13 protein-coding genes are annotated in these 15,070 nt (G+C 73.3%); 7 read left to right on the plus strand and 6 right to left on the minus strand.

What is annotated here, in order from left to right:
* Together ACFQ6N_RS38840 and ACFQ6N_RS38845 are read right to left on the minus strand one after the other, a co-directional pair.
* Positions 1–904: hypothetical protein (locus ACFQ6N_RS38840; RefSeq protein WP_380658856.1), on the minus strand; the 904-nt coding region annotated here is incomplete at its 3' end.
* An 8-nt stretch (positions 905–912) separates the two neighbouring features.
* Positions 913–1,587 (minus strand): papain-like cysteine protease family protein, encoded by a 675-nt coding sequence (locus ACFQ6N_RS38845; RefSeq protein ID WP_380658858.1) that lies wholly within the window; start codon positions 1,585–1,587, stop codon positions 913–915.
* A gap of 281 nt (positions 1,588–1,868) precedes the next feature.
* Here ACFQ6N_RS38845 and ACFQ6N_RS38850 point away from each other — a divergent pair, with 281 nt between their 5' ends.
* Complete coding sequence (locus tag ACFQ6N_RS38850; RefSeq protein ID WP_380658869.1) at positions 1,869–2,801, plus strand: hypothetical protein; 933 nt, start codon at positions 1,869–1,871, stop codon at positions 2,799–2,801.
* 44 nt (positions 2,802–2,845) lie between these two features.
* Here the strand turns inward: ACFQ6N_RS38850 and ACFQ6N_RS38855 are convergent, their stop codons facing one another.
* From ACFQ6N_RS38855 to ACFQ6N_RS38865, 3 genes are all read right to left on the minus strand, one after another.
* Positions 2,846–3,706 (minus strand): GNAT family N-acetyltransferase, encoded by an 861-nt coding sequence (locus ACFQ6N_RS38855; protein WP_380658859.1) that lies wholly within the window; start codon positions 3,704–3,706, stop codon positions 2,846–2,848.
* Between the two features lie 86 nt (positions 3,707–3,792).
* On the minus strand, positions 3,793–5,898 hold the full coding sequence (locus ACFQ6N_RS38860; protein WP_380658860.1) for a thioredoxin domain-containing protein: 2,106 nt from the start codon (positions 5,896–5,898) through the stop codon (positions 3,793–3,795).
* A gap of 93 nt (positions 5,899–5,991) precedes the next feature.
* Positions 5,992–6,828, minus strand: coding sequence for a helix-turn-helix domain-containing protein (locus tag ACFQ6N_RS38865; protein WP_380658861.1), 837 nt, complete (start codon positions 6,826–6,828; stop codon positions 5,992–5,994).
* A gap of 215 nt (positions 6,829–7,043) precedes the next feature.
* Here ACFQ6N_RS38865 and ACFQ6N_RS38870 point away from each other — a divergent pair, with 215 nt between their 5' ends.
* Together ACFQ6N_RS38870 and ACFQ6N_RS38875 are read left to right on the plus strand one after the other, a co-directional pair.
* Positions 7,044–8,294 carry a CynX/NimT family MFS transporter gene (locus ACFQ6N_RS38870; protein ID WP_380658862.1) on the plus strand — a complete coding sequence of 417 codons (1,251 nt, stop codon included), beginning with the start codon at positions 7,044–7,046 and terminating at the stop codon, positions 8,292–8,294.
* A 54-nt stretch (positions 8,295–8,348) separates the two neighbouring features.
* Positions 8,349–8,486: a hypothetical protein gene (locus ACFQ6N_RS38875; RefSeq protein WP_380658863.1), complete on the plus strand. Its 138-nt coding sequence runs from the start codon at positions 8,349–8,351 to the stop codon at positions 8,484–8,486.
* A 113-nt stretch (positions 8,487–8,599) separates the two neighbouring features.
* Here the strand turns inward: ACFQ6N_RS38875 and trpD are convergent, their stop codons facing one another.
* Positions 8,600–9,688 carry an anthranilate phosphoribosyltransferase gene (gene trpD, locus ACFQ6N_RS38880; protein ID WP_380658864.1) on the minus strand — a complete coding sequence of 363 codons (1,089 nt, stop codon included), beginning with the start codon at positions 9,686–9,688 and terminating at the stop codon, positions 8,600–8,602.
* Positions 9,689–9,884: 196 nt separating this feature from the next.
* Between trpD and ACFQ6N_RS38885 the strand changes: the two genes are divergently transcribed.
* The 4 genes from ACFQ6N_RS38885 (at position 9,885) to ACFQ6N_RS38900 (ending at position 15,016) form a co-directional block, all read left to right on the plus strand.
* Positions 9,885–11,279 (plus strand): PLP-dependent aminotransferase family protein, encoded by a 1,395-nt coding sequence (locus ACFQ6N_RS38885; protein WP_380658865.1) that lies wholly within the window; start codon positions 9,885–9,887, stop codon positions 11,277–11,279.
* Positions 11,280–11,660: 381 nt separating this feature from the next.
* Entirely contained in the window at positions 11,661–12,782 is a 1,122-nt protein-coding gene (locus ACFQ6N_RS38890; protein ID WP_380658866.1) for an NAD(P)/FAD-dependent oxidoreductase, read from the plus strand.
* Positions 12,783–12,855: 73 nt separating this feature from the next.
* Positions 12,856–13,788 (plus strand): hypothetical protein, encoded by a 933-nt coding sequence (locus ACFQ6N_RS38895; RefSeq protein ID WP_380658867.1) that lies wholly within the window; start codon positions 12,856–12,858, stop codon positions 13,786–13,788.
* A gap of 49 nt (positions 13,789–13,837) precedes the next feature.
* Positions 13,838–15,016, plus strand: a complete 1,179-nt coding sequence (locus tag ACFQ6N_RS38900; protein ID WP_380658868.1) for a cytochrome P450 — start codon at positions 13,838–13,840, stop codon at positions 15,014–15,016.
* The last annotated feature ends 54 nt before the right edge of the window (positions 15,017–15,070 follow it).

Raw genomic sequence — 15,070 nt, forward strand, 5'->3', positions numbered from 1 at the left:
CGCCCGCCCTCCGCCGCAGGGCGGCACCCGCGCCCACCAGCGCGGTGGCGCCCAGGGCCGCCGCGGCCGTCACGGCCGGCAGCGCCGAGCCGCCGCCCGTCGCCGGCTGCGGCGCGGCCACCGGCTGCGCGGCGGCGTCCGGCAGCGCGGCGGCGTCCGCCTGGTAGCCGCCGCCCTCGCCCGCCCGGTCGTACGCCGAGCCGGGCAGCTTGTCCCCGTACCGCTGGTGCACCAGCTGCTGGTACGCGGCCAGCGTCACCCCGCCCGTGCCGACCGAGCGCCGGGCCTCGTCGTCCAGCGGCAGCACCCGGCCGTCGCGCAGCACGTACCAGGCGTTGACCTGCGGCTCGCGGAAGGCGGTACCGCCGCCGCTGCCCGCCGCCTTCGCCGCGTAGTCGCTCTCGTCACCGCCCGAGGCGATGTTCACGACCCGCCAGGCACCGCCCTGCCGGGCCGTCCAGACCGAGGCGGTCTGCCCGTCCGCCGCGACCACCTTGCTGGCGGTGAACTCGGCCTTCGCCACCGGCGCGCCCGGGGTGCCGGCCACGAAGCCTGCGTCCAGGACGTACACCGGCACGGTGTCGCCGGCCAGTCGCGGCGCCGACGCGCTCGCCGCCCGCGCCTCCTCGGCGGCGCCGATGGTCAGCTGTTGCGTCGGCGGGACGCCCTTGCGGGCGAAGAAGTGGCCGACCTTGTCGAGGACCGCCGGGTCCTGGGCCGCGCTCCGGGCCTGGGACAGTTCGACGGCCGGCAGCGCGGCCGGGGCCTGGGCCTGCACCTGGGCCGCCGGGGCGGGTACCGGTGCGGGTGCGTCGGCCCGCGCGGCCGGGGCGAGTGCCAGCGCGAGGCCGGCGGTGAGCAGGGCGCCCGCGGCGGCCCGACGGAGGCTGGTGTTCTCGGTCATGGCCGCCCTCACGCGCCGATCCGGTACAGGGAGTGGGTCCACGAGAACGTGTCGTTGTTCACGTAGTACCAGTAATCCGCCCAGTTGTAGCGGTAGTTGGACGGCCACGGGTCGCCCCAGTAGACCCAGTTGTTCCCGGTGTCGTAGCCGTACAGGACGTGCATGTGCCCGCCGCCCGAACTCCACTGGATGCGCGTCTCCACCGGCCGGTTCGCGTCCACTTCGGACTGGACGGTGCTGTAGCGCAGGTAGCCGGTGACGTACGAGCCCGGGTTGATGCCGACCCGGTTCAACCCGTTCTGCACATCGGCCAGCGTGGCCTGGCTGTTGGGGCAGCCGGAGTCCGTCGCACGGCCGAACGCGGCGTTGCAGAACTGGTTCTGGCTGTAGTTGTAGCCGAACCAGGTGGCGATGGTGTTCCCGCTCGCCGCCCAGCACCAGTTGGTCTGCTGTTGCTGCTGCATGGTGATGTTGAGCTTCTTGAAGGTGCCGGCCTGATCGGCCGTGCTGCCGGGCGCGGCGGCCTGGCGGACCTGGTGCGCGGCCCGGTCCTGGAGCGGGGCCCGGCCTTGGGCGGGTGCGGCGATCGCGGGCGCGGCCGCCACGGCGGTGAGCGCCGGGCCCAGTACGCCGAGGGCGAGCAGCGAGACCGCGCGGCGCAGCCGTATCCGTGGAACTGGCATGGGGGAATGCCTCCTTGCACGAGTGCAGCGAGGTGCTGTGTGGGGGCGCGGTCCGGATCGCGTCCCGAGCATCGCCCCTCGCCGGAGGCCGGTCAACGGCCGCCGGACCGGCCCGGACCGGGGTGTGAACGGCCCGGCACCGCTGTGAACACCGCCCGGAGAGCCCCCGCGCAACAGGCGCGGACCGGTGACAAACCGCCGCACCGATGTGAATATTCACGGTCAAAAGCCGGTCCCGTCGGTGCCCCGCCAACCGGCCCGTCCGCCCCCAGGAGGCCGCCATCCACCGGAGCGATCCAGCCGACCTCGCCGCCGCCCTGCGCACCGGCCCCTTCCACCTCGCGCTGCGCACCGCCATCACCGCCCGGGGCCTCGCGCTGCACCGGATCCGCCGCCACCTCGCCCTGCGCGGCGTGCACGTCGGACTCACCAGCCTCAGCTACTGGCAGCAGGGCCGCCGGCGCCCCGAACGCCCCGAGTCACTGCGCGCCGTCGCCGCCCTGGAGGACGTCCTCGACCTGCCCGAGCACTCCCTCACCCGGCTGCTCGGCCCCCGCCGCGCCGCCGACAGCGCCCCCACCGGACCGCCCGTACGGCCCTACCGCGACCTCATCTCCCCCGCCGCCGCCGTCGACGACCTCCTCCTCACCCTCGCCGGCCCCCGCGACACCGGCCTGCACACCGTCACCCACATCGAGCGCATCCGCATCGGCGCCGACCGCCGGCTCACCCGCCGCGACTCCCAGCACGCGCTGCGCGCCCACCGCGACGGCATCGACCGCTACCTCGCGCTCTACCAGGGCGACCCCGGCAGCGACATCACCCGGGTCGGCGTCCGCGCCGAGGAGAACTGCCGCCCCGGCCGGATCCGCCGCGACCGGGCCCACCACCTGCTCGCCGCCGAACTCCTGCTCGACCGCCGCCTCCGCGCCGGCGACACCCACCTGCTCGGCTACGGCTTCGACGACGCGCCCTCCCCCGACCCCAGCTGCGAATACGTCCGCGGCTTCAACTCCGGCGCCGGCCAGTACGTCCTCCAGGTCACCTTCCACCCCGCCGCCCTGCCCGTCCGCTGCCACCGCTTCGCCCTCCGCTCGCCGGGAGAATCCCCGTACGAGAGCGAGGAGTTGACCCTCGACGGACACCACTGCGTGCACCTGGTGGCGACGGCGCTGCGGCCGTGCATCCTGGGGATCCGGTGGGACTGGGAGTGACGGCGGCCGTCGGCGCGCGGGCCCGCCGGATCCCTGCAACTCCGCTACCGGGCCCGGAAGTCCAGGCTGAGGTAGTCCTCGACCGGCCGGTACCCGATCTGCTGGTAGATCGAGTTGCTGGTCGGGTTGGACAGGTCCGTGTACAGCAGCACCTCGGTGGCGCCGCCGGTCAGGACGTGGGCGGAGGCCGCGGCGGTGACGGCGCTGCCGTAGCCGTGGCCCCGGTGGCCGACGGGGGTGTAGACCGGGCCGATGCGGGACATCCCGGCGAGCACCGGGCTGGTGCCGGCCAGGGCGACCGGGGTGTCCCCGTCCTGCCACAGGTGCAGGCCGCCGGCCGCGATCTTCTCGTCGACCGCCCTCGGGACGTCGGGCAGGCCGACCCCGGCCTCGACCAGGAACTCCTCGTACCAGCGGATCACCAGCTCGCGGTCGGCCGGTCCGGCCAGCCGGTGCCGGCCCGCGGGCGGACGCGGCGGGTCGGTCAGCCGTCCGAGCCGGTAGAGCCGCTCCTCGACCCGGTCAGCCTGCTCGGCACCGGTGGCCGCCGTCCACGCGGAGGCGAAGGCGCGGACCGCGTCGGCACCCCCACCGACCCCGTTCACGGTCGTGAAGCCGGCTCCGGCGGCGGCCAGTCCTTCGGCCAGCCCGGCGGCGGCGGCCTCCGACATGGCGGAGAGCCGGGGGGCGAACGGCGGCGTCTGCAGGAAGGCGCCGTCGACCGGGCCGCCCTCCTCGGCCCGCCACCAGCCGAAGACCGGTGCGTCGCCGAACGCGTCGAGCCCGGACTCGGCCAGCCGGTGCGCGATGGTGATCAGGACGGTGTTCTCGGCGGGGCGGGAGGCCAGGAAGGCGCCCGCCCGGTCACGGAACTCGTCGAGGGAGGTGCTGAAGGTCCAGGTCATGGCCCATGTTCCCCTCGCCCCGACCGCGCCCGCCACCGATTATCCGACCACCGTCGGACACCCGGCACGGGCCGCCCGGCCGCCGCCTACCGGACGACCACGCCCAGCCGCTCCGCCAGCACCGCCGGGTCGGTGGTCGGCGCGTCACAGGCGAAGTGGCGGCAGACGTACGCCGCAGGCGCCCCGCCGACCAGCGGCCGGTCCGCCAGCAGCGGCACCTCGGACTCCCCCGGCGCGCCCACCGCGAGGACGGCGCCGGGCGCCGTCCCGAGCAGGGCCGCCCGCCGCAGCGCGGCCGTGGCCGGGTCGTCGGCCGGGCCGAGCACGGCGACCTCGCGCGGCCCGTCCAGCAGCGCCTCGGCGACGGCGAGGCCCCAGCCGATGAAGCGCGGCGCCCGCCCGGCGAGCGCGCCGACCACGCCGAGGGCCCGCTCGGCGGCCGTCCGGTGCCGGTCGGAGCCGGTGTACGCGGCGTAGGTGAGCAGGGCGCCGGCGGCGGCGGTCCAGCCGGACGGGGTGGCGTTGTCGGTCGGGTCCTGCGGGCGGCGGATCAGTTCCTCGGCGTCGTCGGCGGTGTCGTAGAGCGCGCCGGTGGCCTCGTCGGCGAAGTGCTTGAGGACGGTGTCCAGCAGGCCGCCGGCGAGCTGCAGCCACTCCGCGGCGCCCGTCACGGCGTACAGGGCGAGGAAGCCTTCGGCGGTGTCCGCGTAGTCCTCCAGGACGCCCGCGTTGGCGCCGGCCCGGCCGTCGCGGGAGGTGCGCAGCAGCCGGCCGTCGGCGGTGAGGTGGACGGCGAGCAGCAGGTCGGCGGCCCGTTCGGCGGCCTCGACCAGGTCGGGGCGGTCCAGCAGGGCGCCGGTCTCGGCGAGTGCGGCGATGGCGAGGCCGTTCCAGGCGGCGACCACCTTGTCGTCCCGGGCCGGGGCGGGGCGGGCCGTCCGGGCCTCCGCCAGCCGGGCGCGGATCGCCTCGTACTCGGCGAAGTCCTCGGCGGACCGCCCGGACTCCGCTGGTCCGCCGGATTCCCCTGGCCCCCCGGACTCCCCGGATCCCCCCGGCTCGGCGAGGAGTTGGAGGACGGAGGTGCCGTGCTCGAAGGTGCCGTCGGCGGTGACGGTGAACAGCCGGGCGGCGGTGGCCGCATCGGCGGGACCGAGCAGGTCGACCAACTGGCCTGGCTCCCACACGTAGTAGGCGCCCTCGGTGGACTGCCCGCTCTCCTCGTCCAGGCTGTCGGCGTCCAACGCGGAGGCGAACGCGCCTTCGGGTGTGCGGAGTTCGCGCAGCAGGAAGTCGGCGGTGGAGAGCGCGACCCGCCGGGCGAGCCCGGACCCGGTGGCCCGCCACAGGTGCAGGTAGGCGCGCAGCAGCAGGGCGTTGTCGTAGAGCATCTTCTCGAAGTGCGGCACCACCCAGCCCGCGTCGACCGAATACCGGGCGAACCCGCCGCCGAGCTGGTCGTGGATGCCGCCGCGCGCCATCGCCTCACCGGTGCGGACGGCCATCTCCAGCGCCGCCTCCGAACCGGTGCGCGCGTGGTGGCGCAGCAGGAACTCGATGACCATGGCCGGCGGGAACTTGGGCGCGCCGCCGAAACCGCCCCGGGCCTGGTCGAACTCGCGGCTGAGGGTGGCCAGCGCCTGGTGCAGGTCGGCCTCGCCCGGCGGGTGGTGGGCGCCGGCCGAGTAGACGGCGGCCCGCTGGGCCAGGTCGGCCCGGATCCGCCCGGCGACCTCGCCGACCTCCTGCCGCCGGTCCCGCCAGGCCGCGTCCACGCCTTCCAGCACCTGCCGGAACGACGCCATCCCGTGCCGGGGCTCCGGCGGGAAGTAGGTGCCGAAGTAGAACGGCTCCTTGTCGGGCGTGAGGAAGACCGTCATCGGCCACCCGCCCTGCCCGGTCGCGGCCTGCACCGCCTCCATGTAGACGGCGTCGACGTCCGGGCGCTCCTCCCGGTCGACCTTGACCGCGACGAACCGCTCGTTCAGGTACCCGGCGAGCCCGGCGTCCTCGAAGCTCTCGTGGGCCATGACGTGGCACCAGTGGCAGGCCGCGTAGCCGACGGACAGGAGCACCGGCACGCCGCGCCGCTCGGCCTCCGCGAAGGCCTCCGGCCCCCACGGCCACCAGTCCACCGGGTTGTCAGCGTGCTGGAGCAGGTACGGCGACTGCTCGCCGGCCAGTCGATTCATGCCGGTATCGTCGCACGATCCGCGGCGGCGGGCCGGGACCGTCCGGGGCCGCCGCGCTCGGGGCCCGGGCCGGCCTGACGCGGCGTCGCCCGGTCAGGAGATGGACCGCAGCCGGCCGTGGGACTGGCGCTGGAGCTGGTCGATGGCCTGGGCCGACCGGTCGCACGCGGGGAGGAAGACGACGAGTTGCTGGTCGTCCATGGGCAGTTCGAGCATCTCGCGGGTCAGGCGCAGCTCGTGTCCGCCCGGGTGGCTCAGCCTGAGGACGCCGGGGCGCGGTACGACGTGGCGGCAGAGCCGGTTGGTGAACTCGGGCCCGGCGGCGGGGATGAGCTCGGAGGTGAGCCATTCGAGGTTCTCCAGCGACGGCGCCTGCCACAGGTCGAAGGCCTGCTCGTCCGCGATGTCGTCCCAGTCGGTGAAGAAGGTCCGGGCGCGGGGGTCGGTGAACAGGTAGCGGTTGAGGTTCGGCCGGGCCTGGTCGAGGAGTCCGGTGCCGCTGGTGACCGCCTGGTAGCCCGTGGTGTGGGCGAGGATGTCCCCGAGCCGGTTGGTCACGATGGCGACGCCGGGTTCGAGCAGGCGGAGCGTCTGCAGGACCGACGGCCGCACGTGCCACGGCGGTGGCACGGGCCTGATGTGGACCGCGCATTCGTCGCTGGCGATCTTCGCCAGGTAGCGTAGGTGGTTGCGCTCCGAGGCGTTGAGGCAGAGTGCGTCGGCGAGCGAGTCGATGACCGCGCGCGACGGATTGCGGTCGCGCCCTTGCTCGATACGGGCCAGGTACTCGACGCTGATACCGGCTCGGGCGGCGAGGTCCAGGCGGCGGAGTCCGGGTGCGCGACGGCGGTCGTACCTCTGCAGGCCGAGGAGTTCCGGCTGGGTGCTGTCGCGCTTGGCGCGGATGAACTTCCCTAACGGCGTCTCCATCCCGCCAGGCTACCGGTGCCGGCCGGTGCGCGGGGCGGCTTGGGAGGACTGCCGACGGCGAGACCCGAACCGCCTGCGGCGAGACCCGAACCGCCCGCGGCAAGGCCCGAACCGCCAACGGCGAAGCCCGAACCGCCCGTGCCGAGGGTGGCCCTGGCGGGGCTAGCCTCCGTGCGGCCTGGTTAGCGCCACCGGGGGAATTGATGATGATGGTCATGGACACAAAATCGACATCGACACGGCGTTCCGGACAGGCGTTGTTGGTATGGGGGCTGCTCGTGGCAGCGGCCAACCTCCGGGCGAGCTTGACCGGTGTCGGACCGCTGCTGGACCGCGTGCAGGACGACCTGGGGCTGGCCCCGGGCGTCCTCGGCATGCTGAACACGCTTCCGCTGCTGGCGTTCGCGGCACTGTCCCCGATGGTGCCCCGGCTCGCCGCGCGGTGGGGGAGCGAACGGCTCCTGGGCGGTGCGCTCGTCGTGCTGGCGGTGGGGATCGCGGTTCGCTGGGTGCCCTCGGTGGTCAGCCTGTTCGCGGGAACCGTACTGATCGGGGCGGGCATCGCCGTCGGCAACGTCCTGCTGCCGAGCCTGATCAAGCGTGACTTCCCCACCAAGGTGGGGATGCTGACCAGTGCCTACGCGACGGTGATGGGCGGTGTCGCCGCGGTCGCGTCCGGGGTGGCGGTGCCGATCAGCGAGTCCGCCCCGGGCGGCTGGTACACCGCGCTGGGGTGCTGGGTCGTGCTCGCGCTGGTGGCCGTGCTGCTGTGGCTCCCCCAGATGCGCAACGCGCCGCCCGCCCCGCAGGCCGCGCGCGGGCAGCACCGGCTGCCCTGGAACTCCGGCCTCGCGTGGGCGGTCACCGCGTTCATGGGGCTGCAGTCCTTCGGCTTCTACGTGATCGTGACGTGGCTGCCCCGGGTCTTCCAGGACCACGGTGTCAGCGCGGCCGAGGCCGGATGGCTGCTGTTCCTGTTCCAGGCGGTCGCGGTGGTGACCAGCCTGGCGGTGCCGGGCGCCCTGCGCTGGGCACGTGACCAGCGGGCGCTGGCGGCGGTCTGCTCGGCCACGCTGCTCGTCGGCTACCTCGGGCTCGTGGTGGCCCCGGACCTGACGGTGCTGTGGTGCATCGTCCTCGGCCTGGGCGGCGGGGCCTGCCTGGTGCTCGCGCTCGCGTTCCTCGGCATGCGTGCCCAGGACGCGGCCGGGGCGGGCGCCCTGTCGGCGATGGCCCAGTCGATCGGCTACCTCCTGGCGGCCGCCGGGCCGGTGGTCTTCGGGCTGCTGCACACCTCCGGTTCCGGCTCCGGCTGGAAGGGCCCGCTGGTGCTGATGTGCGTGGTCGCGGCCGCCCAGACCGTGGTCTCGCTGGTGGCCGGGCGCGGCACGGTGCGGCCGTCCGGGACCGCGGAGCCCAGCCGGGCGCCTTCGGCACCGGAGCCCGCCGCGTCTCCCGGACACTGACGTCCGGAGACGGCTGGATCCAGCGCACCACCAACGGGGGAAAGGTGTTGTCGGATGAGCATGCTGATCGAGAACGAAGTCCGCGCGGACCTGCGGGACCGCGCGGCCGAGGCGGGCGCTGAGGCTGCCCGGCTCGGGGCCGGGTCCGGAGTCCGGGGCCCGGCCGCCGGACCGCGGGAGGCCCTGGTATGACCGGGCGCCCGGTCGGTTCCCCCCGGAGAGGTCGCCGCGTTCGCGGCCGGACCCCCGGGCCGCACCGGCCCTCCCACGCCGCGCCGGCGGCCCCGCGGCCGTCGGGGACCGGTTCACCCGGCCGGAGGTGCCTCGCTCTCACGGAGTTTGACCGTCACCCCGACCCAGCGGTCGAGGAGTTCCGCGGCGTCGCCGCTGTCGACGGCCCGGGCGGCCCGCGCCATGGCGGCCCCCAGCCGCTCCGTGAGCGGTGCGGTGTCGGGGGCCGCTGCGGCGAGCCCCGCCGCCGCGGACAGCAGGATGGCGTCACGGACCGGGCCGCGGGCGCCGGCCAGCACCCTCCGGGTGATCTCCGCGTTGTGTTCCGGGCTGCCGCCGCGCAGGGCGTCCAGCGGTGCCTGCGGGACGCCGAGGTCCTCCGGGTCGAAGACTTCCTCGCGTACGGTCCCGTCCTGAACCACCCACACCCGGGACGTCGTGCCGACCGTCAGTTCGTCGAGCCCGTCGTCGCCCCGGAAGACCAGCGCGGAGCGGTTCCGGCGGGCCAGCACTCCGGCGACGATCGGGGCCATCCGGGCGTCGGCGACGCCGACGGCGGCCGCGTGGGGCGCCGCCGGGTTGGTCAGCGGGCCCAGCACGTTGAAGGCCGTCGGTACGCCGAGCCGTCGGCGCACCGAGGACGCGTGGCGCATCGCGGGATGGAACAGCGGGGCGAAGCAGAAGGCGATGCCCGCTTCGGCGAGCACCCACGGCACCGTCGCCGGCGGCAGGTCGATGACGACGCCCAGCTCTTCGAGCAGGTCCGCCGAGCCGCAGGCCGAGGAGGCCGAGCGGTTGCCGTGCTTGACGATGCGCGCGCCCGCCGCTGCCGCCACGATCGCCGAGACCGTGGAGATGTTCACTGTGCGGGCCATGTCCCCGCCGGTGCCGACGATGTCCAGGACCGGCTCGTCCGTCCGTACCCTGACGGCGTGCTCGTCCATGGCGCGGACCAGGCCGTCGAGCTCCGCGACGGATTCTCCCTTTGACCGCAGGCCCACGAGCAGGCCTGCCAGCGTGACGTCGTCGACGACGCCGCGCATGACCTCGCCCATGGCCCACTCCGTGTCGACCCCGCTGAGGTCCCGGCGGTCCGTGAGCGCCGAGAGAATATCCGCCCACCGATTCCGAGTCGTGTCGGATGCGGTCGCCTGACCGGTCATCGCTACTCCTTCACTGACCATTTGCATGGAGCATCGCGGCCGACAACGGCGTCAGCCAAGTCCATTTCACTCTTCCGCGAGCAGGCCAATTCCGCGCTGAAGAGAAATTCGTCCCCGACCGGGATCCGAACTCGTGACGTCGGATCTGCCGTGGGGATTTCACGTCGGCCGGAAGGCCGGCGTCGACGGGGGAATAATGCTGCCGATCGCCATAAACCGGAAGCTACCGCTGCCCATAACCACACAGATCCAGGCGGCCATCCGCGAACGGATAGAGGACGGGACGCTGCACCGGGGTGTCCGGCTGCCGTCGAGCCGGGACCTCGCCGGTGACCTCGGGGTCTCGCGCAGTGTCGTGGTCCAGGCCTACGAGCAGTTGGCCGCCGGCGGGTACCTGCGCTCCACCCAGGGTTCGGGCACCAGGGTGGCGACCCACCTGCCGAACCGCCTGCCGACCGCCGACCGGGGCGCGGCCGAACCGGCCCGGGCCCCGGAGGCCCGCTACGACCTGCGGGTCGACGCGACGACCTCGGCCCTGTTCCCGTCCCGCGAGTGGCTGCGGGCCTACGAGTACGTGGGGCAGTCGATCGGCGGCGCCGGCCCCCGGCGGCACCCGGTCGGCGATCCGGAGCTGCGGGAGGAGCTCGCGGCCTACCTCGGCCGCTCGCGGGGGGTCCTGACGACCACCGCCGAGGTCAGCGTCACCGCGGACTTCAACCACACCGTCGACGTGGTGTGCCACGTCCTGCACGAACTCGGGGTCGACCACATCGCCGTGGAGAACCCCGGCGCGCCCTGGCAGGTCCGGATCGCCAAGCGGGCGGGGCTGCGGATCAGCGGGATCCCCGTGGACGACGAGGGCATCGACGTGGACGCCCTCGCCCGGTCCGGGGCGCGCGCCGTGCTGGTCACCCCGGTGTCGCAGGTGCCCACGGGGGCCGTGCTGTCACCGGAGCGCCGGGAGGCCCTGCTGTCCTGGGCCTCGGACGTGGACGGCTGGGTGATCGAGTACGACCGGGACGGGCACCTGTGGTTCGGTGCCGGCAGCGGGCCCCTCGCCCTGCAGCGCCACCTTCCGGAGCGGGTGATCTACATCGGGACGACCGGCGCGATGTTCGGCCCCTGCATACCGCTCGGCTGGGTGGCGGCGCCCGGCGCGGTGGCGGACCGGCTCGGCCGGACCCCGTTGGGCGTCCCGGACCCGCTCACCCAGCTGACCTTCGCCCACTTCATCTCGTCCGGAATGCTGGACCAGCACATCCGGGACATCCGGACCGTCCTGCGGGCCCGGCGCGCGGCCCTGCGGGACGCCGTCGAGGAACACCTGCCGGGCGCCCGGATGACCGGCGAACCGACGGGCATCCACGCCTACGTCCGGTTGCCCGAGGGCGTCGACGACGCGCGCCTCGCCGCCCTTGCCCGGGCGCAGTCGGTTCTCGTGCATCCCGGCAGGCACTTCCACGTCGGCCTCCGGTCGCCCTCGTCCGGAGTGGCGCTCGGCTACGGCGCGGTGCGCCGCAGCCTGCTCTCGGAGGCGGTCGCCGTGCTCGCCCGGACCATGGGCCAGGTCACCGGGAGGCCAGTGTCCTGACGCCGGCCTGGAGGTCCTCCGGCACCGTGGGCCGGCGCCGAACCGTCGGCGCCGGCCGGGGCACACGGCCGGCGCGCTCGCGGCCGTCCCCACCGGATTCGCGGCCACGGTGATGCCCGGTAATTCCGTCGTGGCGGGGGGCGGCACACTCCCGCCATCGGCGGCGAAAGCAGGCAACGGCGGAAAACGCCTGATCACCGGCCTTTCCGCTCGGAAACCACGACATCCCCCCGGTCGCGGCCGACCAGACCACTGACCGAGCCATCGGCCGGACCACTTGGGGAATTCATTGCGCCCCGGGCGGAGATCGTGTTGGTCTGCATTCATGACGAATTCGACCGCGCTGCGGCGGTCAAGCCTGCCCGGACCATGGAAGGAACAATGAAAACCGTAGGGATCGTAGGAGCCGGCGTCATCGGAGCCTGCCTGGCCTTCAGCCTCGCCCAGCGCGGGATGCGGGTGCACTGCGTGGAGCGCGCGGAGCCCGGCGGCCTGACCACCGATGCCAGCTTCGCTCGGCTGAGCGCGGTCCAGCAGCCGACGTACGCACGGTTCGAGCTGAGTCACACCGGGATGATCGAACACTTCCGGTTCGCCGAGCAGTTCTACTCGACCCCCTGGTGGCACCCCACCGGAAGCCTGGCCTGGGCCGACGACGAGGACGGCGCCGGCCCGTCCTTCGCGGACGTGGTCCGCCGCCTCGACTCCTGGGGCTACCGGACGTCCTGGTCCGACGCGGCCCGGGTGAACCGCGACCGGGAACCGGGCATCGCGTTCGAGGACCCCCGCACCCCGGTCGTGCTGTTCCCCGACGAGGCCTGGGTCGACGGGCCGCGACTGGTCTCCGAGATGCTGGGCGCGGCCGGGGCCACCGGGCGCCTGAAGCTGTGGAACGGCACGGTCGACGGCATCGAGGTGCACGGCGGCGAGGTGCGGGCCCTGCGCCTCGAAGACGGCGAGCGGATCGAGGTCGACGCCGTCGTCAACGCCGCCGGGCCGGGGATGCCCGCGGTGGCCGCGATGCTCGGGACGGCCCCGGTCGGAGGCGTCGCGACCCGCAGCAGCCTGGTGATCGACCTGATCACCGACGGCGACCCGGTGCGGCACGTCCTGCGCGGCGCGCAGGCCCACGCCAGGTCGGCGGGGCCGGGCCGGGTCCGCGTGCGGTCCGACCAGATCGACGCCCGTCTCCCGGCCGGCATCGGGTCCGACCCCGACGACGGGATCGTCAAGGACCTGCTGGAGCGCGCGTACCGCACGCTTCCGGTGCTCGAATCGGCCACGGTGGACCGGGTGCGGATCGGTACCGCCGTGTTCCCGGCGGACGGCTTCCCCAGCCTCGGCCCGCTGTCCGCCGTCTCCGGCTACTACGAGGCCTTCGCCAACAGCGGCATCACCCTCGCCCCGTTCATCGGGCGGACCCTGACCACCCACATCGCCACCGGGGAGGTCCACCCGATGTGGGCCCACTGCTCCCCCGACCGGTTGAGGACGGCCCGCTGAGCGCCCCGGAACCGCCGGGACGTCCCGAAGCCGTCAATCCGCGGCAGCACCGCAACCCGAGAGAAGGGGAAACATGTCTGCATTTCCAGAACTCCGGGAGCTGATCACGAGCTTCGTCTCCGAGGAGCCGCCGGAGATCCGGGAGATCCGCACGGGAACCGTCCACGACCTGCCCGGGTCGTACGGCCAGTACTTCACCGCCTGGGACTTCTCGAACAGCATCGTCCGCGACTACGCGATGAACCTCTACCAGCTGACGCGGATGGCGACGGACGAGAGCCTGTCCGTCGACAACCTGCTGACGGTCTTCCGCACGCTGGACCCCATCTACAGCACCTTCCTCGGCTACAACGGGTTCCCGACCCTGGCGAAGTACGCCGACCTGGTCGGGCAGCCGACGCAGAGCCGTGAGGAGTTCCTGGACCGGCTGACCACGTTCACCGAGTACGTGAACCGGCTGACGGCCTGGTCGCACCACTACTTCCCGTGGGACCTGGGCAAGGAGCGCTACCGCTACCCCGAGAACGGCGCCGCGGCGCTGCCGGAGCCCACCCCCGCGCCGGACTCCCTCGGGGACCCGCTCCAGCGGATCCCGGTCCGGCTCACCTGGCAGCCCCTGGGGGTGCAGGTCGACGCCGAGATCTACTCCGACCTCAACCCGGAGCTGTGCACCGACGTCCTCAAGGCCCTGCCGTTCACGGTCGTGCAGACCCACGCGGTGGTCAGCGGCGAGTCCATGTACGCCTGGGCCCCCCTGGTGAGCGTGGCGCCGACGCCGGTGCGCGAGCGCATCTGCGACGCGCCGATCGGCCGGCTCAGGTTCAGCCAGGCGACCGGCAACAAGGTCATCGTCCAGTACGGCCCGACGTCGGAGACGCTCAGCAGCCCCGTCCTCGGCAAGGTGATCGACAGCCACACCGACCGGCTCGCCGAGGTCGGCAAGGCCGTGTGGGAGAGCGCGTTCAGTTCGAAGGAGCTCATCTGGCTCACGGTGGAACGCCTCTGACCCCGGTCGGACGGACGGAACGTGCGGTCAAGCCGGAAAGGGTGAAGGAATGACGAGCAAACCAGCCAAACCGACCAGGGATCTGCTGTTCCCCGAACTGAGCGACGACATCGGGGCACGGATCGCCTGGTTCCAGCACATGCAGAAGAACGAGCCACTGCGGTTCCGCCCGGAGTACAACCTCTGGGAGGTGTTCCGGTACGACGACGTGCTGCAGGTCCTCAAGAACCCCAACGACTTCTCGGTGTCCAACAAGACCCACATGGGCCTGCCGTTCTCCTTCGGCCGGGCCGACATACCGGACCACCGCTTCCTGCGGGGGTTCGTGGCACGCTCCTTCCAGCCCAGCAGCATCGAGGGCCTGGCGCCGGAGTTCACGGCGATGGTCGACTCGCTCCTGGAGCCCGCCCTCGCCTCCGGGCGGATGGAGCTGCTCGGCGAGCTCTGCTACCCGGTCATGGAGCGCGCCGTCGGCCACATGTTCGGGCTCCGGATCCCCGGCGCCAACCGCTTCCGGGACTGGTCCGACCAGATGTTCGGCCAGCTCGTCGGGGTCCGTGACCCGGACCACGCCGACGTGGTCGACCTGTTCAAGGAGCAGCTCGACGACCGCAAGGCCAATCCGCGCGACGACCTCATGAGCGCACTGCTCGCCGAGCGCCGCAAGGACGACCGGCTGGCCGAGGAAAAGATCGTCCACATGTGCCTCGACCTGGCGACGGCCGGCAACGCGCCGCTGTCGCTGCTCCTGGCGTACGCCTTCAAGCGCTTCTGCGAGGACCCGGAGTTCTTCCAGACCCTGCGCCGCGACCCCTCGCTGATCCCCGGGGCCATCGAGGAGATCCTGCGGTTCGACTTCTCGTGGTTCAACCTCTGGCGCACGGCCCGGCACGACACCGTACTGGGCGGGCAGGAGATCAAGGCCGACCAGTACGTGGTGGTCTGGGACTCGTCGGCGAACTTCGACGAGAACTACTTCCCCCAGGCCGACCGGTTCGACATCAGGCGCTCCCCCAACCCCCACCTGACCTTCGGGCAGGGCATGTACATCTGCCTGGGCCTGCCGCTGGCCCGGGTGCTGGGGCGCGTCGTCCTGGAGCGCGTCGTCACCACGTTCGCCGACATGCGCTCCGACCCGGAGAACCCCATGCAGGCCCTGGAGAAGATGAAGGACTACATCGTCTCCCTCGACGTCGTCCTGACACCGTCGAAGGTGACCGTCTCCTGACACACCCGCCCCGGGCACCCGGGGCCGCGAAGGCCGCTCGCGGCGGCACCGAAG

The organism is Kitasatospora sp. NPDC056446 (genome assembly GCF_042796115.1).
Taxonomy (GTDB): domain Bacteria; phylum Actinomycetota; class Actinomycetes; order Streptomycetales; family Streptomycetaceae; genus Kitasatospora.